21 protein-coding genes are annotated in these 23,533 nt (G+C 64.4%); 7 read left to right on the top strand and 14 right to left on the bottom strand.

What is annotated here, in order from left to right; all coding sequences use genetic code 11:
• Positions 1-86: 86 nt before the first annotated feature.
• The 7 genes from IFT54_RS16645 to IFT54_RS16615 form a co-directional block, all read right to left on the bottom strand.
• Complete coding sequence (locus IFT54_RS16645) at positions 87-1,358, bottom strand: Y-family DNA polymerase (RefSeq protein ID WP_192071422.1); 1,272 nt, start codon at positions 1,356-1,358, stop codon at positions 87-89.
• Positions 1,355-1,780 carry a LexA family protein gene (locus IFT54_RS16640; protein ID WP_192071421.1) on the bottom strand — a complete coding sequence of 142 codons (426 nt, stop codon included), beginning with the start codon at positions 1,778-1,780 and terminating at the stop codon, positions 1,355-1,357. The genes IFT54_RS16645 and IFT54_RS16640 overlap by 4 nt, the downstream gene beginning before the upstream one ends.
• A 441-nt stretch (positions 1,781-2,221) precedes the next feature.
• Complete coding sequence (locus IFT54_RS16635) at positions 2,222-3,724, bottom strand: hypothetical protein (protein ID WP_192071420.1); 1,503 nt, start codon at positions 3,722-3,724, stop codon at positions 2,222-2,224.
• Positions 3,721-5,976, bottom strand: coding sequence for a KGGVGR-motif variant AAA ATPase (locus IFT54_RS16630; RefSeq protein ID WP_274604166.1), 2,256 nt, complete (start codon positions 5,974-5,976; stop codon positions 3,721-3,723). The genes IFT54_RS16635 and IFT54_RS16630 overlap by 4 nt, the downstream gene beginning before the upstream one ends.
• Positions 5,976-6,686 (bottom strand): helix-turn-helix domain-containing protein, encoded by a 711-nt coding sequence (locus IFT54_RS16625; protein WP_192071418.1) that lies wholly within the window; start codon positions 6,684-6,686, stop codon positions 5,976-5,978. Before IFT54_RS16625 ends, IFT54_RS16630 begins: the two co-directional genes overlap by 1 nt.
• A 363-nt stretch (positions 6,687-7,049) precedes the next feature.
• Positions 7,050-7,763 (bottom strand): replication protein A, encoded by a 714-nt coding sequence (locus IFT54_RS16620; protein ID WP_192071417.1) that lies wholly within the window; start codon positions 7,761-7,763, stop codon positions 7,050-7,052.
• 144 nt (positions 7,764-7,907) lie between these two features.
• Positions 7,908-8,612, bottom strand: a complete 705-nt coding sequence (locus IFT54_RS16615) for a dihydrofolate reductase family protein (RefSeq protein WP_192071416.1) — start codon at positions 8,610-8,612, stop codon at positions 7,908-7,910.
• 163 nt (positions 8,613-8,775) lie between these two features.
• Between IFT54_RS16615 and IFT54_RS16610 the strand changes: the two genes are divergently transcribed.
• Both IFT54_RS16610 and IFT54_RS20935 read left to right on the top strand, forming a co-directional pair.
• Positions 8,776-9,780 (top strand): SDR family oxidoreductase, encoded by a 1,005-nt coding sequence (locus IFT54_RS16610; protein WP_192071415.1) that lies wholly within the window; start codon positions 8,776-8,778, stop codon positions 9,778-9,780.
• A 144-nt stretch (positions 9,781-9,924) separates the two neighbouring features.
• The gene (locus tag IFT54_RS20935) at positions 9,925-10,734 is read left to right on the top strand and encodes a retroviral-like aspartic protease family protein (RefSeq protein ID WP_192071414.1); all 810 of its coding nucleotides are present in this window, start codon (positions 9,925-9,927) and stop codon (positions 10,732-10,734) included.
• Between the two features lie 57 nt (positions 10,735-10,791).
• Here IFT54_RS20935 and IFT54_RS16600 read toward each other — a convergent pair whose 3' ends face one another.
• The gene (locus IFT54_RS16600; RefSeq protein WP_192071413.1) at positions 10,792-11,631 is read right to left on the bottom strand and encodes a hydroxypyruvate isomerase family protein; all 840 of its coding nucleotides are present in this window, start codon (positions 11,629-11,631) and stop codon (positions 10,792-10,794) included.
• 154 nt (positions 11,632-11,785) lie between these two features.
• On the opposite strand from IFT54_RS16600, the gene IFT54_RS16595 reads away from it, so the two are divergent.
• Positions 11,786-12,061, top strand: coding sequence for a hypothetical protein (locus IFT54_RS16595; RefSeq protein ID WP_243845694.1), 276 nt, complete (start codon positions 11,786-11,788; stop codon positions 12,059-12,061).
• 10 nt (positions 12,062-12,071) lie between these two features.
• Here the strand turns inward: IFT54_RS16595 and IFT54_RS16590 are convergent, their stop codons facing one another.
• Positions 12,072-12,599: a hypothetical protein gene (locus tag IFT54_RS16590; protein ID WP_192071412.1), complete on the bottom strand. Its 528-nt coding sequence runs from the start codon at positions 12,597-12,599 to the stop codon at positions 12,072-12,074.
• A gap of 97 nt (positions 12,600-12,696) precedes the next feature.
• Positions 12,697-12,957 (bottom strand): hypothetical protein, encoded by a 261-nt coding sequence (locus tag IFT54_RS16585; RefSeq protein WP_037532231.1) that lies wholly within the window; start codon positions 12,955-12,957, stop codon positions 12,697-12,699.
• Positions 12,958-13,201: 244 nt separating this feature from the next.
• On the opposite strand from IFT54_RS16585, the gene IFT54_RS16580 reads away from it, so the two are divergent.
• Entirely contained in the window at positions 13,202-14,320 is a 1,119-nt protein-coding gene (locus IFT54_RS16580; protein WP_037532237.1) for a fatty acid desaturase family protein, read from the top strand.
• A gap of 77 nt (positions 14,321-14,397) precedes the next feature.
• A complete protein-coding gene (locus IFT54_RS16575) occupies positions 14,398-14,715 on the top strand; it encodes a hypothetical protein (protein ID WP_192071411.1) in 318 nt (105 codons plus the stop codon).
• A gap of 76 nt (positions 14,716-14,791) precedes the next feature.
• On the opposite strand, the gene IFT54_RS16570 is transcribed toward IFT54_RS16575, so the two are convergent.
• The 4 genes from IFT54_RS16570 to IFT54_RS16555 form a co-directional block, all read right to left on the bottom strand.
• Positions 14,792-15,883, bottom strand: coding sequence for an acyl-CoA dehydrogenase family protein (locus tag IFT54_RS16570; protein ID WP_192071410.1), 1,092 nt, complete (start codon positions 15,881-15,883; stop codon positions 14,792-14,794).
• A gap of 4 nt (positions 15,884-15,887) precedes the next feature.
• Positions 15,888-17,096: an acyl-CoA dehydrogenase family protein gene (locus IFT54_RS16565; RefSeq protein WP_192071443.1), complete on the bottom strand. Its 1,209-nt coding sequence runs from the start codon at positions 17,094-17,096 to the stop codon at positions 15,888-15,890.
• Between the two features lie 167 nt (positions 17,097-17,263).
• Positions 17,264-18,808, bottom strand: coding sequence for an alginate export family protein (locus IFT54_RS16560; RefSeq protein ID WP_416365559.1), 1,545 nt, complete (start codon positions 18,806-18,808; stop codon positions 17,264-17,266).
• Positions 18,809-18,869: 61 nt separating this feature from the next.
• Positions 18,870-20,219, bottom strand: a complete 1,350-nt coding sequence (locus tag IFT54_RS16555; protein WP_031393226.1) for a dicarboxylate/amino acid:cation symporter — start codon at positions 20,217-20,219, stop codon at positions 18,870-18,872.
• Positions 20,220-20,422: 203 nt separating this feature from the next.
• On the opposite strand from IFT54_RS16555, the gene IFT54_RS16550 reads away from it, so the two are divergent.
• Both IFT54_RS16550 and IFT54_RS16545 read left to right on the top strand, forming a co-directional pair.
• Positions 20,423-22,207 (top strand): sensor histidine kinase, encoded by a 1,785-nt coding sequence (locus IFT54_RS16550; RefSeq protein WP_197984716.1) that lies wholly within the window; start codon positions 20,423-20,425, stop codon positions 22,205-22,207.
• Positions 22,204-23,529, top strand: coding sequence for a sigma-54-dependent transcriptional regulator (locus tag IFT54_RS16545; protein WP_056409201.1), 1,326 nt, complete (start codon positions 22,204-22,206; stop codon positions 23,527-23,529). The genes IFT54_RS16550 and IFT54_RS16545 overlap by 4 nt, the downstream gene beginning before the upstream one ends.
• Positions 23,530-23,533 lie beyond the last annotated feature (4 nt).

Raw genomic sequence — 23,533 nt, 5'->3', positions numbered from 1 at the left:
GTAACGCAGGTCGATGTTTACGGCGTTGCCCTCTTAAGGAACGTCTGCTCTCCACCAAGCCCGGACATTCGCGTGCGCTCGCCAACCTATCGCGCACGTACTTTCGGCACCTCACGGATGTCGGTTGTCCAAGCGGGTGATTTCATTTCGGATCGCATCTTCCACTGCCGCTTGAAGCCTTGCGAAGCGGTCGTGGCGGCAAACTTTCCAAAGCGGGTGTTGATCTCGTCCAGGGCGCCCATCAACCGGTCGCGCTTGTCCGTGTCGCCCTCGAACAATGTCCGGGGGCGCATATCCGCCGCGATCAGATCGTCGAGCAGTATGCCGGCCTTGGTGTACGCATAGCCATCGCGCCAGGCGGCCGACGCGCCGCGCTTCGCCGCGGCGATGAGTTCCAGGCTGTCGCTGGTCATCGGGTGTAGAGCCACGGTGCGCGAGCCGGCATATTGCGGCCGGTCGGGTTTGTGTCTGTTGGTGTGGAAGAACGCGGTCAGCCGGCCCGCGACGAGCCCATGCGAGCGAAGCTTCTCGCCCGCCCGCATCGCATATTGCGTGAGCGCGCCGAACAGCGTGTGGAAGTCGCTCACCGGCGTGCCGAACGAGCGCGTGACTGCCATGCCCTTGCGTTGCGGGGCGATGGTCTCGACCGCATCGGACGGGACGCCGCGCAGCTCGCCGACCAGGCGCTCGAGCACGACCGTGCCGACCGCGCGCGCCTGCTTCATCGGCATGTCGCGCAGCGCGCCGGCATTGTCGATGCCGAGCGCCAGCAGCTTCCGTGCCGTCGCACCGCCCACGCCCCAGACGTCCTCGACCGGAAACCGGTCCATCACCCATTTGCGAACCGCATCATCCCGCAGATCGGCCACGCCGTCGAACATCGGGTTCTTCTTGGCCGCGGCGTTGCCAAGCTTCGCCAGCGTCTTTGTGTCACCGATGCCGACGCAGGTGGGGATCGTCGTCCACTGGCGCACTTGGGCGCGCATCGCGTTCACGTGCGCGACCAGGTCCCGGTCCTCGAAGCCGGTCAGGTCGAGGAAGGTTTCGTCGATCGAGTAGATCTCGAAGTCCCGCGCGAAGGCATCGCATGCCGCGACGACCCGGCGCTGCATGTCGCCATACAGGGTATAGTTTGACGACAGGACGCGGATCCCGTGCGCGCGGATCTTGTCGCGCAGCAGGTGGACGGGCTCGCCCATCTTGATGCCGAGCGCCTTGGCCTCTGCCGAGCGGGCGACGGCGCATCCGTCATTGTTCGACAGCACGATCACGGGCACGCCGATGAGGCTGCTGTCGAACGCGCGCTCGCACGAGACATAGTAGTTGTTGCAGTCGATGAGCGCGATCGGCCCGCTCACCGGACTTGGCGCGCGACGCCGACGACGACGCCCCAGATCTCGACATTCTCGTCGACGAGCGTGTGCGGGTAGCCTTCCGCTTCGGGGACGAGCCAGTGCCGGCCATCCATGTGTCGCAGGCGCTTCAGCGTGCGGTCTCCATGGACCAGGGCGACGACGATCGCGCCCGCGCGCGGCGTCTTGGATCGGTCGACGACGATCAGGTCGCCGTCGTTGATGCCCGCGCCCAGCATGGAGTGGCCGTCGACGCGCATGATGTAGCTGGCGGCGGGGTGCTGGACGAGCCAGGCGCCGAGGTCGATCGGCTCCTCCATGTCGTCCTGTGCCGGCGACGGAAAGCCAGCTGGCGTCCGCGACAGGAAGAACGGCACCTCGAGCGGTATCAGGTCGAACGGGACATCGTGGAGGTGGAGGTGTTGCATGACGGTTCCCGCGACTCTTTGGACCGCCATCTAGCGCGAGTCGGAACATAAAGGGAACACATGATTTCAGTGGGGTACTGCCATTTGCGCTGGGACCACGTCCGTCACCCGGTTGCGCTGTGGCGGCATAGCGCCGGCCAGCCCTCGAAGCCCGCCAGGCGATCCGGACCGGACCAAGCGGCTACAAGCCCGCGCCCCCAAAAGCAGCGCAAGAACCCCCGCCTCGCCCGCGGGCTTTTTGGGCCTCTCTTGATGCAAACTGAGATTTGATGCGAGGCTTAGGGAAACTGTGGCCTTTTAGGCCTTTTTGACGTGCATCTGCTGATGCGGATTGACGCACCTAGCCAGAATTTCGACGACGCTCCTCAGACCCTGCGCAAGGGCGCCATCAACGTCGAACGTGCATGGCACTGCCACTTCCATCTCTTGATGACCATCGATCTATTTTTGTACCCAGCCCGTTCGCGAACGCCATCGTATCGAACCATGACGCCGATGTGCGCTCTCGGGCGTAACCTGCGCCATAACGCCGGTTGGCTCGCCTGGATCGCCCCGATTTGTATATTTGGGGCCAACGGCCACCCCCATTTCATCACCCGAATATTTTTTTATTTGCCAGTGTTTCATTGTTAGGCTGCTAACAACTATAAATCGGGCTTCCGACATACCTGATAGGTCTTCCGCGCGCTTGGATGGCCATCGCCCGATGGATGTGCCACTATCCAAGATCGGCACAATTACCCAATCTGGTCTAAATTCTTGTAAAAGTTGGCCTACCAAGCTCATCATAATATCTTGGCAGATTAAAACGACACAACGCCCTAGTCCATCAACGTCTGCCACCGTAATCGAGTCGGACCATGTTATGCGTTCCATAAGCTGCGGCGGAGTACTGCCGCCACATATATCCAAATTGTCTGACGTGCTCTTGAGCATTCCATAAGCCGATACCTTTCGGTGACGCCAAAGCGTCGCGCCGTGCCCATTTATGATTGTTGCTTCATTATAGGGATAGCCGCTTTCACCATCGCTTGAGACTATCGATGATTGAGATAGGCCTGATCCTGAAACTAACATTCTTGGCCGTTCACCGGACATGGCAGATAAACCAGCCGCAATCTTTTCAATGTCGGCTTCGTCAATGGTCAATTCTGGAGCAACGACGATGTCACTGTCAGGGCGCTCTTGAACTGCCTTCAAGAGTATATCAGACGGTTCGTATCCAACGCCCTTCACAACATCAAGAAATGTCACCTTCCCATCTGGCGTTACTACTGGAACCAAGTCGCTCCCGTTCTCTGCCAGAGGTACGAACGTGACTACCTCACTCGCAGCGCGATCGTGCCTATTTCCAACGCCACAATCAGTCGACTGGTCTATTACCTTTACGGTAACATTAATGGTACGACCGTCCTCCTTGAACGATGTCCGGTCGATTACTTTTACCGCTGCAAACTGATCTACTAGCGAGAATGTAGCCTCTTCCAGCGCAAGTTTGGGACTACGCGCAAAAGGACCGCGAGCGATTAGCATCAGCTCGTCATTTGCTGCGTAAGCTCCACCTACGGTACGCAGTTCCCGCACGTCGTTAAGCCACGACGGCAACGTGCTCGACCCCATACCGGAAACGATTGAACGAGGATGAATAGCAAGCAAAGCATCGTCAATTCCACGCATAGCAGCTAAAGCTATACTCGCTCGAAGGCGCCGTGCCATAAATTGGGTGCCTGGATCCCAATGCACTTCAAGAGAGTCGCAAAGCGAGCCGACGGCCTCGGTTGGATCATCCTTAGCGAGCGCGCCACGAACAGCCGGAGCTAGCATTAACGGTAATTCAACTTCACCAGACAGCCTTTCACGGCTCATTTTGCTGACGTACCGCCATAGCAACAAAAATAGCCCAGCCGGATCTTTGGCACCCTTCCAATCTCGAGGCTGACTCATTTGCTGGCCCGAAATAGTCGATCCCGCATTTTCTCAACTCGCCGTCGCAGCGACTCTACCGCTGACTCCGGCGCCTCCGCACTCGCTAACACCTCAGCCAGTGAAATGTACGCCGCAAATATCTTCCGAAATTGTACCTCATTCTGCTTTTCGTCGCTATTTACAACAATTCGGGTAGCGCGATTTAGCTGTTGCTCGGCAGCCTCAGCGATAGCAACCAGGGCATCATTACGAAGCGGGTTGTCCAGATCAGCCACCAAGGCGAGCTGCTCTAACAAACGACTGAACTCAATAACCTCGGTTACGCCGTGCATACCGATACCGATGGGTACCCGCAGCCCTTTGGGCCGCGCAAACGCCGCGATCGAAAAGTTGATGCTCTGATTACCTGCGTCGGCGTCTCGAAGAATTATACTCGTCAACTTTATAAAGCGATCTATGCCGCGCGTTACGCTAGGGCGCCACAATTGCGCAGCCGTAACTACCCTGTTGCTGGCCAAAGGATCATCCTCGTCCAGCTGAGCTAAGCCAACATGCGCCTCTGCCGCCAAGCTGCGCCCACGCGAACCCTCTGGCCCTTCCAGCAATTTAATCACTCTTTGCCATTGCTCAGCGGGGTTTCCGAGCTTGGGATCCCGTGTGAACACGTTAGCACGTTGCGCCGCTATTTCGGCATGACCAAGAGCAACCCCTTCGGCTTCCTCAGGCTGAATAGGCCCACTAATCTCGTCTAGAAGACTTTGAGCATAATCTAACTCGTCTTCCACTTTACCCCAAGGGGTGCTGGGCTTGCGCAGCCGTGCATTTTCGACATGGAGATGCGCTCGACGCACGAGCGTACCAGTAGTTTGCGGCCCGGAAGCAAGGATCGCGTCGCGTTCCGCATTTCCTTTCAGGCTTCTCTCGCGATTTCCGCTCGCCCAGCGTATATCATATTCATCAAGAGCGTTCACGAGATGCAGGCGCCAATCGCCTTCACCTATTGAATGAAGCTGGCGAAGTAAAAGAATGGCCTTTTGCGCTAGTATCTCTGTTGGAAACTCTCGGTCGTCACTCCATAACCAATCAGAAGCCTGCAATCCGGCAGAAACAAGCGCCTCAACATAGTCAGCATGAAGCTCCCGGCTAGGATCTGCATCGAGAGCACCATCAAGGAACCTTGCAATTTCCTCGAATGCTCGATCTGGATCGGCAGTCTTTAGCGAGCCAAGGTATTCAACTGTCGTCATACGCGGCTGGAGACGACGACGAACTGAATCTATCCAAACCTGATCGACTTTTGGAACATCAAAAGCGGCACCGGTTATTTCCTGTGTCATCCTCAGATATTCAAAGGTAAGCGGGTCCGCTGTCGCACTCGTAGCAACAAATGGCGCAAGCGTCTCATAGAACGGAATATTTGCAGCCGCTCCAATCGACAAACGCGTCATATCACGTTCAATCGCTTGTGATTCTAGTCCTGCGTTCCGTAGTTCCCGATGCGCACGCGCCCGTGCATCGGCTTCCTCCGTCGGTCGGTCCTTAGAGACCCTCATCGGCGATAGCCTAATAGCAACTTCATTCCCGCGCGCAGCACGGATTGATGCTGCAATATCCGCCACACCTTCAGTATTTTGCCGATTTAGCACAAAGCATAATACAACCTCATCAGGAAGCTGCATGGTACAAATGCCTGCGACGTCGGCTAGCCCCGTACGGCTATCGATTAAGATTATATCATAGTTTCTGCGCGCCCACGCCCGCATTGCTTCGAGCATCAACCCTCCCGCGAAGTCGCTGAAGAAGCTTGGCCAATTAAAGCGTGATAAAGCCTCTGCATATGGCAAAGGCTCTACCGTTCCAACTATAGAGGACCCAGCCCCAACGATGTCGAGCTTTGCTCCAGCGGGGAGCCTGGTCTTTGGCAGCAGTGGAGAGGCACAGTCTTTGAATGGAGCACCGGATTTAAAGCGCTTAAATATCGAAGACGCCTCTTCCGGCCGTGTCGCCGTTAACAAAGCATCGCGCCAGTCGGTAAAAAGGTTCAAAACCCCGTTAGATTTCCGAATATTCCCCGCAGCCTCATGCTCGGTAACGCCACGGTAGTACACAGCCAAGCCTGGGGCCTCTAAGTCCCAGTCCATTAGAAGGACCCTTTTACCCGCCATTGCCGCTATGAAGCCGACGTTTGCGACAGCCATAGTGCGGCCTACGCCGCCTTTATAAGAAAAGAACGTCGTGATCCGCCCGGCGGTTCGGGACACCTTAGCCATCACCCATATTTCCGCGGATTGGATCGACCTCGGAACGGTTGAGCGCCCTGCATATGAGGGCTCAACGTCTCACGAGCTTTTTCAAGAGTCTTCTGCACTTCGCGAGGTCTAATAATAGCGTCAACTTCCTGCGCTATAACTAACCCAAGAGCATCCACCGTATCTTTTGCAGCAGGGGTTAGCATATTAACCACGACAGTTCCCTGCCGCCGTGATGTTACTATCCCAATAGACCGCAAAACTGCCAGCTTTCGACTAACAGTCTCAATTCTTGTCCCGACCTTGTCTCGCAATGCGGACACGCTGAGGGGCTCAGCGTACATCGCTTGAATATAAGGAAGATAGCGAGCGTCCCGGACGTGATTGATAAACCTATCGTCAGCACGAGTATCGGCGATGCGTGCTGCCAGAAGCTGAGCAAAAGCAATCTTACCGAGCACGTAGCTTGCAGCTATGTCTCCGCCCTCAAGCCCCCTTGAGACAGCTTGGACAGCCGGCGACGCCGTCGACGCCATCTGGCGATAAAACTGCTCTAGAATATCCGATGCGTCGCGAACCCGCGCCGCGTCCGGCGCGTCAATTGCCGATCGCAGGCGATCCGCTACTGCGGCGAACGTTGCACTGGGGATGGCAGTCCCGTCGGCTGCCGCACTAAGCGCCGCGTCAAGAGCAGGCCAATATGACTTTTGCTTGATAGGAGTGTTTTTCACAGCATGTATCTAGCCACCCTTCGCCACCCGATCAACTACCGATCAATAACGAAGTTTGAGTGACATTCGATCCCCGAACGAACGTTCAGATCGCCCTCTACGCAGCGAGGGGCGGCACCCTATCCGCGCAGCACCGCGAGAGCCGCTTCATGACGCCAAATATTCAGCGATAGATTAGCAAACTTCTCACGACATTGTCATTGATCGGTCTCGACGAAATTCACGCATCCTCCCCAGGATGCACGGGACGGCGCAAGCCGGCACGCTCACCCGCGGTCGCTGGATGGTGAGCCCGTTGCTTTCGGGGCCTCGGGGCTTGGTGGAGCAGCAAACCTGCGCACGCCAACGGCGTTCCTCTTATATTTAACCTTGCAGGGACGGGTTCTGACCACCCGGTGAATTCGCGTTACAGATGTCAACGCGCCGCCCCAGCGAAGCGAGGGCCTTGGCGAGAGGCGACTCGTTGCCGGCCCGGAACGCGGCCAGGTCCTCGGCGGAGACGGTCGCCAGCATCGCCGCCGTCTGCTCTTCCTCGGCCTTCCTGCGGGTGACCTCGTCGTCGGGCAGAGGCCCCTTCCCCATCATCCGGCGGACCATGTCGGCCGCCTCCTTGGGCAGGCCGAACCAATACGCGTTCGTCACCTGCTTCACCTGGGGGCCGAAGGCGTCGGGGTCCTCGATCGGCTCGAACCGGCGGATCCAGTTGAGGAAGCCGTGATCCTTCAGACGTGCGAGCGCGCTGACGATCGCGCCGCGCGACCGCCGCAGCCGTTCGGCGAGCGTCGCGATGGCGGGCTCGAGCCGGCCGGTCTTAAAGTCGATGATGCGCATCAGCTCACGCAGCACGTCGACGCCGATCGCACCGAGCGGTCCGTTACGCTTGCCGGCGATCTTGTGCTTCCGGTCATAGACCTCGGCCGCGCGCATTCGCGCGTTGCGTTCGGCCTTGTTGAAGGGGCGCCAATAGCGCTGCTCGCGCTCACCCGCGCGATAGCTGCTGCGGCGGACCGGCTGGCCCGTGCGATGCCCCTTTTTGGCCTTGCCGCCGGCGATCTGAAACAGCGAACGGGCGCTCACGACCGGTTAGCCAGTGCGTCAGAAAACCGCAGGATTTCGCGCCCGCCGTCTTTGTGGTTAGCCAAGCCAACATATTGAACCGGCGCGATTAACGGAGACCAGTCGGGTGCACCAATTCCGTTCCGCCATGTACGCCGACTGCGCTTAGCCGACCGCCGCCACCCGGTACCGCAAATTGACCGCCCCGGCGGCCAATTGTTCGCATCCGAGCAGCGACAGCGTCACCTTGCCCTTCAGACCGTCGCCCGCCGCGACGATCCGCTCCGCATCGGCCCCACCGTCGAGTGCGGGTGCGATGACGAGGCTGAGTTCGTCGACCAGACCGGCGGCGAGGAACGAGCCGTTGATGCCGGCGCCGCCTTCGAGCAACAATGTTTCGATACCGAGTTCGCGGCGCAGCGTTGTTAGCGCACCGGCGAGGTCTATCTCGTCGCTGTCCGACACAAGGTAGGACACGCCATTGGCGGCGAGCTCCGCGAGATGGGCGTCGCTCACCCCGCGTCCGAGCAGCACGACCACAGGGTCGCCGCCGATGTCGGGCCCGGCGAAGCGGATCTTGCCGGCGCGATCGAGCGTGATCGCGAAGGACGCGGCATCGCGCACCTGGAACAGCGACGGTCGCACGGGCGCGTCCGCCGTCGTCGACGCACGCGGCTCTCCCTTCGCCATCTCCGCCATGGTGACGCGTCCGACGATCCAGCCATCGGCGTCGAGGCGCTCGTGCAGCGACTCATAGGCGCGCGTCCACGCCTTGGCGGTGCCATCCGGGCTGTCGGTGTAGCGGCTGGGATGCAGGCCACCATCGACCGACGTGGTCATGAGGCAGATGATGCGGGGGCGGTCGGTCATGGTGGGATACTCGCGGGTGCAGATCGGGGATGAACGCCGCTCGGCACCCGCGGTTTCCGCGGTATCGGACCGGATGACCGCGCCGAGGGAACGGTCCGCGCCGCGGTTCGTCGAGCAGGGACCAGCACGCCGGCGACCCCGACCCACCGACAAGGATCCGATCATGAGCAACGGTGAAACCTCCCGCCGCAGCATCCTGGGCAGTGCCGCCATCGGCCTTGCAGCCGCGGCCGCGCCGGGCATGGCGCGGGTACAATCGGCCGAGGCATCCGCCACCGGGCCCGCCCCCAGCCTGCGCGATCCGCGCAATGCGTACACCCGCACCCCCTTCCCCGAGCAGCGCCAGGCCTGGCCCGCGCTCGCCAGCAAGATGACCCCCCGCCCCGATCATGGCGAGCAGAGCTATCGCGGCAGCGGCAAGCTGGTCGGTCGCAAGGCGCTGCTCACCGGCGGCGACAGCGGCATCGGACGCGCCGCCGCGATCGCCTTTGCGCGCGAGGGCGCGGACGTCGCGATCAACTATTATCCCAGCGAGGAGCCCGACGCGCGCGAGGTCGCCGACCTGATCCGGCAGGCGGGGCGCAAGGCGGTGCTGCTGCCCGCCGACATCCGCACGCAAAAGGCCTGCGAGGATACGGTCAAAAAAGCGATCGCGCAGCTCGGCGGTCTCGATCTCCTGGTCAACAATGCCGCCTATCAGCAGTCCAAGGCGGACATCATGGAGATCAGCGACGAACAGTTCGTCCGCACCTACGAGACCAACGTGTTCCACGTCTTCCGCTTTTCGAAGGCCGCGATCCCCGCGATGCCGCCGGGTTCGGTGATCATCAACACGATCTCGCAGAACGCCTATGACCCGAATGACGACCTGATCGATTATGCCTCGACCAAGGCGGCGATCCAGAACCTGACGCGCGGCATGGCCAAGCAGCTCGCCAAGAAGGGCATCCGCGTGAACGCCGTGTCGCCCGGCCCGATCTGGACACCGCTCCAGGTCGCCGGCGGGCAGCTGCCGGGCAAGATGCACGAATTCGGCCAGGACACGCCGCTCGGCCGCGCGGGACAGCCGTCCGAACTCGCGATATTGTTCGTCGCGCTGGCGTCCGGCGAGGCGAGCTACTCGACCGGGACCGCGGTCGGCGCGCATGGCGGTGCGGGCTTCCCCTGATCCCCGGCCGCGCCCGCGTCGCCAAGCGCCATGGACATCGACCGCAGCGCGTCCTGCCGCGCTAACCAACTGTAAACACACTGCCGCTAGGGTTCCTTTGATCCTCCGGGACGGATGTCCGTGGACGAGGAAAAGAGGACTGCCGTGGGCATCAGAGCAACCGTCCGCGCAGGGGCACTCGCGATCGCGCTGGCTTCCGCGCTGTCCGCTACCGCTGCCGCCGCGCAGGTCCGCGTGCAGGTCGGCGGGCAGGTGCAGGACGTCCCGGCGAACACGGTGCGCACCGTCACCACAATCAACGGTCGGACGCGCATCGTCGACACTGCGTGGCGCGGCGGCACGGCGACACCGGGCATGGCGGTGATCACGACGACCGAGACGACCGACGAGGACGACGAGGGGCACATATTGTCGCGCACCGTCGTCACCTGCATCGAGCCGCAGCGCACGATGGTCGCCGCCGTGAGCTATGCGCCGCCGCCGCCGCCCCGCATCGAGCTCGACCCCGCCGATTTCGACCCCGCCGATTTCGACGAGCCCGTGACCTTCGCGCAGCCACATGTCCTGCGGATCAATCGCGATCCCTGGGGCGGGCATTTCGTCGCGGCGATGATGGTCAACGGCGTCCGCATCCGTGCGATCGTCGATACCGGCGCGGCCTACACCATCCTGTCGGCGGACGATGCGCGCGCGACAGGGGCCGACCGTGCCGTGCAGCGCGAGGAAACCGCGATCGGCATCGGCGGCTATACCCGGCTCGGCGTCGCGCGCGTCGCCTCGGTCGAGATCGGCGGGCAGAGTCTGGGCCGGATGGCGATGCGCATCGGCCAGCGCGGCATGCCCTATACGCTGCTCGGCCAGCCCGAGATCGCGCGGCTGGGACGCGTGACGATCGAGGACGGGGTGATGACGATCACGCCGCGCGCGCTGACGACGCAGCTCGCGATGCGCTGAGTCCCGGGCCACGCGCTGGCCCCGGCAGTTACGAAACGTCGACCGTCCGGCTCCCGGTCACACCGTGCAGGTCCGGACCGCCTGGGCAAGCGCCGTCAGGGGATCGCCGACGGGCACGAATTCATGTGCGAAATAGCCCTGGAATTTCAGATCGGCGACGCTGCGGGCTACCGCCTGCCAATCGACCTCCTGCGTGCCGTCGAGGTTATGCCGTCCGGGAACCCCGCCGGTATGAAAATGGCCGATCCACTGGATGTTCTTGCGGATCGTGTCGATCAGGTCGCCTTCCATGATCTGCATATGGTAGATGTCGTAGAGCAGCTTCACGCGGGGCGAGGCGACTTCCTTGGCGACCCGCACGCCCCAGGCGGTGTGGTCGGCCATGTAATCGGGGTGGTCGACCTTGCTGTTGAGCAGCTCGACGCAGATCGTCACATCATGATCCTCGGCGATCCGCTTGAGACGGTTCAGCCCCGCGACGGCGTTGTCGGCGCCCTCCGCGTCGGACAGGCCCCGGCGATTGCCTGAAAAGGCGATCACATTGGGGACGCCTGCCTTTGCGGCCTGCGGGATACCGATGCGGAACGCCCGTTCGATCGCCGCGTGGTTTTCCCGCCGGTTCAGGCCATTGGGGATGGTCATGATGTCGGCGGCATAGCCCATGGTGCAGCGCAGTCCGTGCCGGCGCGGCACCGCATATTCGGCGGGCTGGAGCAGGTCGATGCCATCCAGCCCGATCCGCGCCGCGGCGGCGCACAGCGCGTCGAGCGGCATGTCCTGGTAGCACCAGCGGCTGACGGACTGCTTCAGCCGGCCACGCCGCGCGGACGCCGCGGCGATCGCCGGGGTTGCGCACAGGGCGAGAGAAGAAGCGATGACAGTGCGCCGAGTAATCATGCCCGCACACTAGGCCAGACGGCCCTTCCGGCAAGCGGTATTGCACCCCGACGCCACGCGCCGCGATTGGCGTGCGACCAAGCCCTTGATCACGGGGAGATTTCGTGGTGGTCGGGGGACAAAGCGAACCTCGCTTGTCAGGAACCGGGGGCGCATGATGGAGATGCCGGCGATGTCCGACGATTATGCACGCGGACGGCGGGACGGGCTTCGTCTCGCACTCTCGATCCTGGCGGCCGAGGAGGCCAAATGGGAGGCGCTGCTCGGTGAGAGTTCCTCCTGGCGGACGAACGCGACGCGCGCGATCCGGCACAAGGCCTATCAGGTCGCGACCAAACGCGTGCAGACCGCGCTCAACCGCCTGTTGCCCAAGGCGGAAACGGCGTTGCCGGCCGAGATCGCATCGATGATCGATCAGGCCGGATTATAGGGGAACCGTGTCAGCGGCGGTTGGCGTTGAACGCGGCCTTCTCGGCCTCGGTGGCGCGACGTGGCGCGGCTTCGAGCTGGGGCAGCCGCAAGGGCGGGCGTGACGGGTCGCGACGGGTGGTCGTGGCATCGGTGCTTACCGTCCGGCGCGGGGTGGGCGTCGGGGCGGCCGTGGGCGGTGCGGATGGCGGGGCATCCTGCAGTGCATAGGCCTTGGCTTCGACGGCCGCGAGACGGCCCTTGAGCAGGTCGATCTCGACCGTCTCGGGCGTGGTCTGCATCTCCGCGAGCGATTTTTCGAGCGCCTCGATGCGCTTTTCGGCAATCGAGAGGCGGACGGACTCTTCGGTGCGGGCGATATCCTGCGCGACTCGTTGCGTCTCGGTGCGCCTGAAATCGGCATCACGCCGCGCCATCGGGTCGCGGCTGTCCGTATCAGCGCCCCCGCGCGCCCAGCGTGGCGGATCGCACGCCGACAATGCCAGGGGCAGTGCGAGCGACGGGACGATCAGGGCGCAGCATCGGACGATACGGGTCATGTCCCAGCCCTACACGTCGCAGCGTTGAAACGTCTATCGCCCGATACCGGGCGACAGAGGTTGCGGGGGCGGCGCGACCGCCGCCCCCGCGCTTAACTCAGTTGCTGTCCGAGTTGTCGTCGTCATTTTCCTTGTCGATGACAAGGTAGGTGACGCCCGCGAGCATGCCGACGCCGATGACGAGCGGTGCGATGCTGTCCGCTGCGATCTTGCTCGAGCGCTTGGTGGCGGTGCCGGTGCGAACCGACGACGCGACCGACAGCGACTTTGCAGCGTTGCCGGTTGCCGGTGCTGCGCTCGCCGCGACGGGGAGGGCAGTCATGGCAAGCGCCGCTGCGCCAAGGATCAATGTCTTCATAAAATTCGCTTTCTCGAAAATGAGCCCGGTTGGGAACCACCGCCCTAACGATTGCGCCAGCAAAGCGTTCCTAATTCAGATCAACGATGCAGGCGGGTCTTCACGGCCCCGCATGTCTGTCGCAACGGCGGCGCGCAGTCGGTCGCGGCCCGACCGGGTGGTTGATTCCGATCGTCCCATCACCATTTTTCAGCCTGAATTCTTCTGTATCGACGACGATACGTCACCCGAAAATGGTATGATCATGGCAACCGCATTCGTCACGCCCGACCCCCTTGCTGCGACCCTGTCGCGGGCCTCGGCCGCGCTCGCACGCCCCAAGGCGGCGCAGGCGGGTCGCGAGGATATCGCGATGATCAAGGCCGCGGCGTCGCTGACGCGCGACCTGCATGCGGCGCGCCCGATCGTTTACTGGACCGATCTGATCGCGTCGGCGGGTCTCGGCTATGCAGGCATGGCGGTGGCGATCGTCGCGACGCCGGTCTGGGCCAAGCTGCTCGGCGCGGTCGTCGCCGTGCTCGCCTTGTACCGCGCGCTCAGCTTCATCCACGAACTGTCGCACATGAAGCCGAACGCCGTGCGTGGCTTCACGGCTGGGTGGAACATCCTGTTCGGGGTGCCAGTGATGATGCCGTCGCTGATGTACGAGGGCGTCCACACGCTCCACCATGCCAAGACTCGCTACGGCACGAACCGCGATCCGGAATATATGCCGCTTGCCCGCGGACCCGCGGCGACGCTCGCGATCTTCGTGCTGGTGTCGGCGTTGCTGCCGATCGGGCTGATCCTGCGCTACGGCGTACTTGCGCCGCTGTCGCTGCTGTCGCCCAAGCTGCGCGAGATCGTCGTCACGCGCTATTCCGCGCTCGCGATCAACCCGCAGTTCCGCCGCAAGCCGCCCGAGGGCGCGGCGCTGCGCAGCTGGCGGATCTGGGAGACCGCGGCGAGCATCTGGGCGATCAGCTTCGTCGTGCTAACCGCGACCGGCGTGTTCCCGCTTGCCGCCTCGCTCACCTTCCTCGCCATCGTCTCGGCGATCGCGGTGCTCAACCAGGTCCGCACGCTGGTCGCGCATCTGTGGGAGAATGAGGGCGATGCGATGAGCATCACCGACCAGTATCTCGACAGCGTCAACGTGCCGCCGCCGGGCCTGCTCGCCGAGATCTGGGCGCCGGTCGGCCTGCGCTATCACGCGCTGCACCATCTGCTGCCGGGGCTGCCCTATCATGCGCTGCCGGAGGCGCATCGCCGCCTGACGGGCGAGCTTGGTGACGGGTCGTCCTATCACCATGCCAATTACTCGACGCTGTCGGGGCTGATCGTCAATCTGGTCAAGGCCTGCCGCAAGGCGGTGCGCGGCTGATCACGCCGGTATCGCTGCGCCAATCATCACGGTAAGCCCCCGCCCGGGCAGCACCCTGCCCGCGGCGGAGGCTCTACGTGTTACCCAAACTCTACCATCAGTGGATCGACTGGGTTGGCGACGGCACCGGCCTTCCCGACACCATCCTGCATATCCATGCGGGCATGGCGCTGCTGATGATCGCACGGCTCATCACGCGGCGCTCGTTCGGCACCTTCATCCCCTGGACGGTGGTCGCGGCGGGCGAGGCGTTCAACGAGATCATGGACCGGCTGAACTACGGGTCGTGGCGCTGGGACGACACGCTGGTCGATATCGCGAACACGATGTTCTGGCCGACGGTGATCTGCCTCGGTGTCCGCCTGCGGCCCATCATCGGCAAGCGCGGGCGGTAGGTCGCGCGCGCATCCACCCTTCCGTCATCCTGACTTTCGTCAGGGTGACGGAGCGGGTGAGACCGCTCGACGCGCCTCAGGCGGCCTTGGCGAGGTCGATATAGCGCTGGAGGTGATGGTCCTCGTCGCCGAGCTGGTGGTCGATCATCACCAGCCGCTTGGCGTAATGCGACACCGCATATTCCCAGGTCATGCCGATCCCGCCGTGGAGCTGGATCGATTCCTCAGCGACCAGCGCGCCCGTCCGGCCGATCGTGTATTTCGCCGCCGCCAGCGCCCGCGCGCGCGCGGTCGCGTCGTCGCCGTCGAACGCCGCCGCCGCGTTGATCACCGCGGACTGCGCCTGCTCGATCTCGAGCAGCACGGTCGCCATGCGGTGCTGGAGCGCCTGGAACTTGCCGATCGGCACGCCGAACTGCTTGCGGTCGCGCAGATAGCCGAGCGTCGCCTCCTTGACGAACGCCATCGCGCCGAGCGCCTCGGCGGACAGCGCGAGCAGCCCCGCCTCGATCGCCGCGTCGACGATCGCACGCCCCTGCCCGTCCGTGCCGATCCGGGCGTCCGGGCCGAGCGCGACGCCGTCGAACGTCACCTCGCCAGCGCCGCCGCCCTCGACGACGCTGTAGCGGCGGACCGACACCCCGGCGGCGTCGGCGGGGACGAGCAGGACGAGCGGATCGCCCGGCTGTTCGACGCTGACGACGAAGACCGATGCGGCCCCCGCCTGGTGCACGACCGCCTTGGTGCCGCTGAGCGTCCAGCCGTCGCCAGCGCGCGTTGCGGTCACGGGCGCTTGCGCATGCTCGTGCGCGAAGGCGGCGATCGTCTCGCCCGAGACGATTCTTCCTAGCACCTCGTCGTGCCCGCCCGCCGCGGCGAGCGCGCGGCCGGCCATCAGCGCGCCGAGGAACGGCTCGACCACCAGCGCCCGGCCGAGCGCCTCGAACACCACCATGATGTCGAACCCGCTGCCACCGAATCCGCCCGCGGCCTCGTCGAACAGCGCGGAGACGATGCCGAGCTCGGTCAGCTGCTGCCAGACGGCGGGGTCGTAGCCCGCTTCGCCATAGGCACCAGCGTTGCGCGTCTCGATCGGATAGCCGTCGCGGAGTGCCCGGACGAGCGTGTCGGCCAGCATCCGGCGGTCATCGCTATGCTCGAAGTTCATATGCTCAGAGACCCAATATGGCTTTGGAGATGATGTTCTTCTGGATCTCGTTGGATCCGCCGAAGATCGACAGCTTGCGGTTGTTGAAATAGCTCGGCGATGCGGTCGCGGCATCGTCGGGCCCGACCGGCTCGCCATTCCACCCCGCCTCGAGCGCCTCGGGGATATAGGGCGCGGCATAGGCCCCATAGGCACGCCGCGTCAGCGCGGTGATCTCCTGGCGGATCTCGGTCCCCTTGATCTTGAGCATCGAGCTTTCCGCGCCCGGCGCACCGCCGCCCGCCACCGCCGCGACGACGCGCAAATTGGTGGTCTGCATGTTGGCGAGGTCGATCTCGACGCGCGCCATCCGCGCCGCGAACAGCGGATCGTCGGCGAGCGGGCGGCCATTCTTCGTCTGCGTCCGCGCGACCGCTTTCAGCTGCTCGAACGACGCGATCGAGAAGCCGACGCCGGCGATGTTGGTCCGCTCATAGGTCAGCAGATATTTGGCGTAGGTCCAGCCGTCATTCTCGGTTCCGACCAGATTCTCGACCGGCACCTCGACATCGGTGAAGAACACCTCGTTCACCTCCTGCTCGCCGTCGATCAGCGTGATCGGGCGGACCTCGATGCCGGGGGTCTTCATGTCGATCAGCAGGAAGCTGATCCCCTCCTGCTTCTTGGCGGCAGGATCGGTGCGGACGAGGCAGAAGATCATGTCGGCATGCTGGCCGAGCGTCGTCCAGGTCTTCTGCCCGTTGACGACATAGACCTCGCGGCCATTCCGCGTCTCGCGCACCGCGGTGGTCTTGAGCCCGGCGAGATCGGAGCCGGCGCCGGGTTCCGAATAGCCCTGGCACCACCAGTCGGAGCCGTCGAGGATGCGCGGCAGCCAGTGGCGCTTCTGCTCCTCCGACCCGTATTTGATCAGCACCGGCCCCAGCATGTTGACGCCGAACGGCACCACGCGCGGCGCGTGCGCGAGCGCGGATTCATTGTCGAAGATGAACCGCTGGATCACGCTCCAGCCCGGCCCGCCCCATTCGCGCGGCCAGTGATTGGCGAGCCAGCCGCGGTCGTTAAGGATCGCGTGCCATTCCTCCATGTCGGCCTTGCGCAGCCGCCTGCCCTCGCGGACCAGCGTCGAGAGACGCGCGGGGAGTTTTTCGCGGAAGAAGTCGCGCACCTCCTCGCGGAAGGCCTCTTCGTCGGGTGTGAAGCTCAGATCCATGACCATGTGACTCCTGATGATGGAGCCCATGTGCCACAGTCGATCACGAAATTGAAGGACCGGTATGGTCGGAAGGACGGAAAATACGGGTGGGTGCGACGCAGGTTAATCCTGACGGTATCGCGTGCCGTCACGACCCTCCCCCGCTAGGGGGAGGATCGAGGTCATCAGAAGCGGTAGCTGAGCCAGCCGGCGAGGAAGTCCGAGTTCTTGTACCCGGCGCGGGTCAGTGACGACCCCGCGATCAGATGCTCGTAACGGCCGGTAAAGGACAGCCGCGACGAGATCGGATAGACCGCCTGGAAACGGATCGTGTCGGCGATCTTGCTGCCCGACACATTCTGCGTGCCGGCAAAGGCGCTGCCATTGGCGCGGTACACCGCGTCATTCTGCGAATCGCGCCACGACAGCTGATATTCCGCGGTCAGACGCAGCTTGTCGAGCACGGTGAAGCTGACGTTCGGCGCGACCGCGATCAGGTTGGTCGGCGTCGCGAACAGCTGATAGCTGTAATAGATGTTGTTGCCGAACGGTGCGAGCGCGGTGCGCAGCGTGCCGTTCCCGTAGGCACCACCACCGCTGGCATAATCCGCGTGGAAGCCGACGCGGGGTGCGTTGCGCCCCTTGCCGAGCTTGTAGGTCTGCGCGAGCAGGATCAGCCACGCCTTGATCGAGCGGTTGTCATAGCTGCCGCCCTGATAATTGACGGTCCAGTCGAGATTGACCGGCCCCGCATCACCCCAGAAATGCAGCCCGTAGAAATTGCGGACCTCGCGCGCATTGTCGGTGCCCCAGACCGCATTGCGGTTGCGCAGCCGCCAGAGGAACGGGTCGAGATACAGCTTCGACCCGCCGAGCAGCGTGTCGGGGAGGACGACGCCGGTCGAGATGCCCGAGAAGCGCCGTGCGCTTTCCGCATCGTCGTCGCGCGTGCCCTGCGTGCCGTAGGCGGTCGGCTTGAAGTCGAACACGTCGGCGCGCACGCCCGCGGTCCGCGCCCAGGCGCGAAAGCCGTTGAACCCGAAATACAGCGTGTTGTTGTCGCGCGGCACGACCATCAGGTTCGGGCCGTCGGCAAAGGTCTGGCGACCATAGCGGACCCCGACATCGACATCGGCGACGGTGCCCGTCAGGTCAACGAACGCCTGCTGCACCGCGAGCTTGTTGCGCAGGTTCGGCAGCACGTTACCGAGATTTTCACCCTCGAGCGTGCCGTGCGCGACCTCGCCATAGAAGCGCAGATGCTCGCCGACATGCAGGTCGGCACCGCCGAACAGGCGAAGGATGTCCTGCCGCTGCGCTTCGCTGTCACGCAGATTGGGGTTGGTGGTGTGGTTGACGCGCAGCCGCGCCTCGCCCGACAGCGTCAGGTAGACATCGCCATCGGCCGCGATCGAGATGAATTTCAGCTGGTCGACGATGTCCTTGCGCTTGGCCGGGTCGCGCAGCTTCGACCAGTCCTCCGCCCAGCGTGACTGGTTGTAGCCGCCCGCGGTGACGCCGTCGCCGACCGCGGCATTGGGATAGCTCTCGGCGATCGGCGAGGCCGCGCTGGTGCCGGCGGCGTCCTTGGACACGGGACCGAGCCGTTCGCGCGCCTTGGGCGGCGCGCTTTCGGGAGCAGCCTGTTGCGGCGCGGCCTGGGCGAGCGCCATTGCGGGAAGGGTCGCGACGGCAAAGCCGGCCGCATGGCGCACGCGGCGCATCATCATCGAGGTCATAAAAGCTATCCGGTACTGGTCGCGGGGCCGGCCAACGCCGGCCCCGTCGGGATCATGCGGCAGGAGCGGCGGCGGTCGTGATCGGCGCCGGTGCGAGTTCGGGCAGCTGGCCCGACAGCGCCGCGTTCAGCTTGTCGCGGTCGAGCGCACCTTCCCAGCGGGCGACGACGATCGTCGCGACCGCGTTGCCGATGAAGTTGGTCAGGCTGCGGCACTCGCTCATGAAGCGGTCGACGCCGAGGATCAGCGCCATGCCCGCGATCGGCACGGTCGGCACGATCGACAGCGTGGCCGCCAGCGTGATGAAGCCCGCGCCGGTCACGCCCGCGGCGCCCTTGGACGAGATCATCGCGACGACGAGCAGCAGCAGTTCCTGGCCCAGCGTCAGGTCGGTGTTCGTCGCCTGTGCGATGAACAGCGCGGCCAGCGTCATGTAGATGTTGGTGCCGTCGAGGTTGAACGAATAACCGGTCGGCACGACCAGCCCGACGACCGACTTTTCGCAGCCCGCAGCCTCCATCTTCTGGATCAGGTTCGGAAGCGCGGCCTCCGACGACGAGGTGCCGAGCACCAGCAGCAATTCGGCCTTGAGATACTTGATCAGCTTGAAGATCGAGAAGCCCGTCAGGCGCGCGACGGTGCCGAGGATGACGACGACGAACAGCGCCGCGGTCAAGTAGAAGGTCGCGACCAGCGCGCCGAGATTGGCGAGGCTGCCGATCCCGTATTTGCCGATCGTGAACGCGATCGCGCCGAACGCGCCGAGCGGGGCTGCGCGCATCAAGATGCCGACCAGCTTGAAGACGATCAGGCTGAGACGCTCGAGGAAGTTGAGCACGGGCTTGGCAGGCTCGCCGACCAGGCTCAGCGAGATGCCGAACAGGATCGCGATCAGCAAAATCTGCAGGATGTTGCCGTCGGTGAACGCGCTGACCATCGTGTCCGGGATGATGCTCATCAGGAACCCGGTGATCGTCGTCTCATGCGCCTTGACTGTATAGTCGGCGATGCCCTTGGTATCGAGCGAGGCGGCGTCGATGTTCATCCCCGCGCCCGGCTGGACGACATTGGCGACGATCAGGCCGACGATCAGTGCGAGCGTCGAGAAGAACAGGAAATAGGCGAAAGCCTTGCCCGCGACGCGACCGACCGCGCCCAGTTCCTTCATCCCGGCGATACCCGTGACGAGCGTCAGGAAGATCACCGGGGCGATGATCATCTTCACCAGCTTGATGAACGCGTCGCCGAGCGGCTTGAGCGCCGCGCCGTACGTCGGATAGAAATGCCCGAGCGCTGCACCCAGCGCGATCGCGATCAGCACCTGGATATAGAGCTGGCTGGTCCAGCCTTTGCGTGCCGGCGTTTCCGCGACCGCATATGTCTGGGATGGTAGGGTCAACATCGCCTCCTGAAAGTCTCGTCCACTCACGCGGGACGTTAGTGAGGGCGGTAATGCCGGGCCGGACCCCGGACTACAAGTGATCACGTCAAGTACGTCAAACCCTTGGATTCGCGTGGGTTTGCTCCGTACCGATGCTTCGAATGTGCGGAAAATGCACATTTTTGCCGATGGCGTCACACGAATGTGTGTGATAATCCGCACAGATGAGACGGACTCGATCCTCGCTGGTGACGACCGCGTTGGCGGTGCTGATGGCGTTCGCCGCGCTCGGTGTGATCGTCTCGGTGGTCGCCTCCGTCTATGGCCGGCGGACGGTGGCGGATGCGACCGCCGCGGTCCGGCTGCGGGCGATGCAACAGACGCGCAGCAACCTGCGGCTGCTCGAGGCGGAACTGCAGACCTACCGCCTGCTCCCCGTCATGCTCGGCGAATATACCGATGTCCGCGCGGCCCTCGCGTCGGGCACGGTCGATCCGGCGCTCAACGCCAAGCTCGCGCTGCTCGCGGCGCGCACCGGTGCACCGGTCATCTATGCGCTCGATACGCAGGGGATGACGATCGCCGCGTCGAATGCTGACCGCCCCGACAGCTTTCTCGGGCATGATTATCGCTACCGCGACTATTTCACCAAGGTGATGGCCTCGGGCGCGACCGAGTTCTTCGCGCTGGGCAGTGTCAGCGGACGCCCCGGCCTCTATCTCTCGCGTCGGATCGACCGCGCGGGACGGCCGCTTGGCGTCGTCGTCGTCAAGGTCGAGTTCGACCGCATCGCGCAGGCCTGGATCCAGGATCACATGGCGACCTTCGTCGTCGATGCGGACGGCGTGATCCTGATCTCCAGCGATCCGCGACTCGAATTCCACACGACACGCGCGCTGTCTCCTGCACGGCGTCGGACACTCGCGCAGACGCGGCAGTTCGGCACGCTGCCGCTGCTCCGCGCACCGCTGACGCTGGCGGACGACCGGTCGCGCCTCGGCGACGGGACGCCTGCGGTGACGGTGTCGCTGCCCGTGCCGATCGCGGGCTGGCATCTGGTCCATATGGAGCCGCTCGACGCCGCGCTGCGGAGTGCGGCGGTGCGGACGCGCTCGGCGACGACGATCGCCGCGCTGGCGACGATCGCGGCGATGCTCGGCGCATGGTGGCTGCACCAGCGCCGCAAGCGCAACGCCGGTGCGCGGGCCGAGCTCGAGGCCGAGGTCGCACGCCGCACCGCCGAGCTCAGCGCCACCGCCGACCGGCTGCAGATCGAGGTCGAGCAGCGCGAGGCCGCCGACCAGCGCTTCCGCCAGGCGCGCGAGGAGCTCGCCCATGCCAACCGCGTCGGCTCGATCGGCACGATCACCGCGAGCGTCGCGCACGAGATCAACCAGCCGGTCGCGGCGATCCGCACCTTTGCCGACAATGCCGCCGCATTCCTCGCGCGCGACGAACCCGCGCGCGCCGCGACCAACCTGCAGGCGATCGTCGAGCTGACCAGCCGGATCGGCACGATCACCGCGGGGCTGCGACGCTATGCCAGGCGGGGCGCGGGCTCGATCGGCCCGGTCGCGCTCGACGCGGCGATCGACGGCGTCCGCCTGCTGATCGGCGACCGCTTCCGGGCGAAGGGCGTGACGCTCGACCTGCCGAGCGGGCCCGAGGCGCGGCTGACCGTGATCGCCGGCCGAGTCCGGCTCGAACAGGTGCTCGTCAACCTGCTCCAGAACGCGCTCGACGCGGTCGCCGAGCGGCCCGATGCGCGCGTCGACGTCACCGTCGGGCGCAAGGGCCGCGACGTCGTGCTGACCGTCGCCGACAACGGCCCCGGCATCGATCCCGGCATCGCCGACGACCTGTTCACCCCGTTCGCGACGAGCAAGACCGACGGCCTCGGCCTCGGGCTCGGCATCGCGCGCGACATCATGACCGAGTTCGGCGGCACGCTCGACCTCGTCCCTGCTCCACGAGGCGCCGTCTTCCGCATGATCCTGGTAAAAGCATGAGCGAGCAGAGCGTCCTGCTCGTCGACGACGACGACGTGCTGCGCGGTGCGCTCGAACAGTCGTTCGAACTCGCCGGGATCGCGGTGATCGCCGAGCGCGACCCGACCGTCGCACTCGCGCGGATCGATGCGGGGTTCGACGGCGCGGTGGTGTCCGACATCCGCATGCCCAAGATGGACGGGCTCGAGCTGTTCCGCCGCATCGCCGCGATCGACCACGAGATCCCGGTGCTGCTGATGACCGGCCATGGCGACGTCGCGATGGCGGTCGCAGCCCTCAAGAACGGCGCGTTCGACTTCATCCCCAAGCCGTTTGCGACCGACCATCTGATCGCGGGCGCCAGGCGGGCGCTTGAGATGCGCCGCCTCGTCCTCGACAACCGCCGGCTGCGCGCCGCCGCCGAGGAGACGATCGGCGCCGAGCCGCTGATCGGCGAGACCCCGGTGATGGTCCGGCTGCGCGAGACGATGCGCCAGATCGCGCAGGCCGATATCGACGTGCTGGTCGAGGGCGAGACCGGGACCGGCAAGGAGCTCGTCGCGGTGCTGCTCCACCGCTGGAGCAACCGCCGGTCGCGGCCGTTCGTCGCGGTCAACTGCGCTGCGTTACCGGAGGCGGTCGCGGAGATCGAGCTGTTCGGCCATGACGGGGATTCGCGCTTGCCCCGCACCGGCCGGATCGAGGCGTCGAACCGCGGCACATTGTTCCTCGACGAGATCGAGAGCACCTTGCCCGCGGTCCAGGCCAAATTGCTGCGCGTGCTCGAGGAGCGCGAGGTCATGCCGGTCGGCGGCGACCTGCCGCGTGCGCTCGACCTGCGCGTGATCGCCGCGGCGAAACCCGGGCTCGACCAGGCGGTCGAGGATGGCCGGTTCCGCGCCGAACTGCTGTTCCGGCTCGACGCGGTGCGGCTGCGCATCCCGCCGCTGCGCGAACGGCGCGACGACGTGCCCTTGCTGTTCGGGCATCTGCTGCACCAGGCCGCCGAGCGGTTCGGGCGCGAGGTGCCGACGATCGACACCGCGACGCTCGCCTATCTCGGCCAGCATGACTGGCCGGGCAATGTCCGCGAGCTCGACAATCTGGCGAAACGGCTGGTGCTGCGCGTCGAGGCGGATGCGCCGGCGGACGAGGATGGTGACCTGCCGCTCCCCGCGCGTGTCGACAAGTTCGAGGAAGCGACGATCCGCGCGACCTTGCACCAGGTCAGCGGCGACGTCCGCTCCGCGCTCGCCGCGCTCGGCATCCCGCGCAAGACCTTCTACGACAAGCTGAAACGCCACGAGATCGACGTCGAGGCCTATCGCCCGACCAAGGGGTGACGCC

The sequence above is a fragment of the Sphingomonas sp. CFBP 13714 genome (assembly GCF_014842205.1).
GTDB classification, from domain to species: Bacteria; Pseudomonadota; Alphaproteobacteria; order Sphingomonadales; family Sphingomonadaceae; genus Sphingomonas; species Sphingomonas aerolata.
Note: the sequence above shows the minus strand (reverse complement) of the source record. Positions and strands in the feature narration are given on the sequence as shown.

Excerpts from the sequence above, each read along its gene's own strand:
- IFT54_RS16640 (WP_192071421.1), bottom strand. The coding sequence starts at position 1,780 with ATGCAACACCTCCACCTCCACGATGTCCCGTTCGACCTGATACCGCTC.
- IFT54_RS16565 (WP_192071443.1), bottom strand. The coding sequence starts at position 17,096 with ATGGATCTGAGCTTCACACCCGACGAAGAGGCCTTCCGCGAGGAGGTG.
- IFT54_RS16580 (WP_037532237.1), top strand. The coding sequence starts at position 13,202 with ATGGCAACCGCATTCGTCACGCCCGACCCCCTTGCTGCGACCCTGTCG.
- IFT54_RS16615 (WP_192071416.1), bottom strand. The coding sequence starts at position 8,612 with ATGACCGACCGCCCCCGCATCATCTGCCTCATGACCACGTCGGTCGAT.
- IFT54_RS16610 (WP_192071415.1), top strand. The coding sequence starts at position 8,776 with ATGAGCAACGGTGAAACCTCCCGCCGCAGCATCCTGGGCAGTGCCGCC.
- IFT54_RS16585 (WP_037532231.1), bottom strand. The coding sequence starts at position 12,957 with ATGAAGACATTGATCCTTGGCGCAGCGGCGCTTGCCATGACTGCCCTC.
- IFT54_RS16545 (WP_056409201.1), top strand. The coding sequence starts at position 22,204 with ATGAGCGAGCAGAGCGTCCTGCTCGTCGACGACGACGACGTGCTGCGC.
- IFT54_RS16570 (WP_192071410.1), bottom strand. The coding sequence starts at position 15,883 with ATGAACTTCGAGCATAGCGATGACCGCCGGATGCTGGCCGACACGCTC.
- IFT54_RS16550 (WP_197984716.1), top strand. The coding sequence starts at position 20,423 with ATGAGACGGACTCGATCCTCGCTGGTGACGACCGCGTTGGCGGTGCTG.
- IFT54_RS16560 (WP_416365559.1), bottom strand. The coding sequence starts at position 18,808 with ATGATGATGCGCCGCGTGCGCCATGCGGCCGGCTTTGCCGTCGCGACC.
- IFT54_RS16635 (WP_192071420.1), bottom strand. The coding sequence starts at position 3,724 with ATGAGTCAGCCTCGAGATTGGAAGGGTGCCAAAGATCCGGCTGGGCTA.
- IFT54_RS16555 (WP_031393226.1), bottom strand. The coding sequence starts at position 20,219 with ATGTTGACCCTACCATCCCAGACATATGCGGTCGCGGAAACGCCGGCA.
- IFT54_RS16590 (WP_192071412.1), bottom strand. The coding sequence starts at position 12,599 with ATGACCCGTATCGTCCGATGCTGCGCCCTGATCGTCCCGTCGCTCGCA.
- IFT54_RS16630 (WP_274604166.1), bottom strand. The coding sequence starts at position 5,976 with ATGGCTAAGGTGTCCCGAACCGCCGGGCGGATCACGACGTTCTTTTCT.
- IFT54_RS16595 (WP_243845694.1), top strand. The coding sequence starts at position 11,786 with ATGATGGAGATGCCGGCGATGTCCGACGATTATGCACGCGGACGGCGG.
- IFT54_RS16600 (WP_192071413.1), bottom strand. The coding sequence starts at position 11,631 with ATGATTACTCGGCGCACTGTCATCGCTTCTTCTCTCGCCCTGTGCGCA.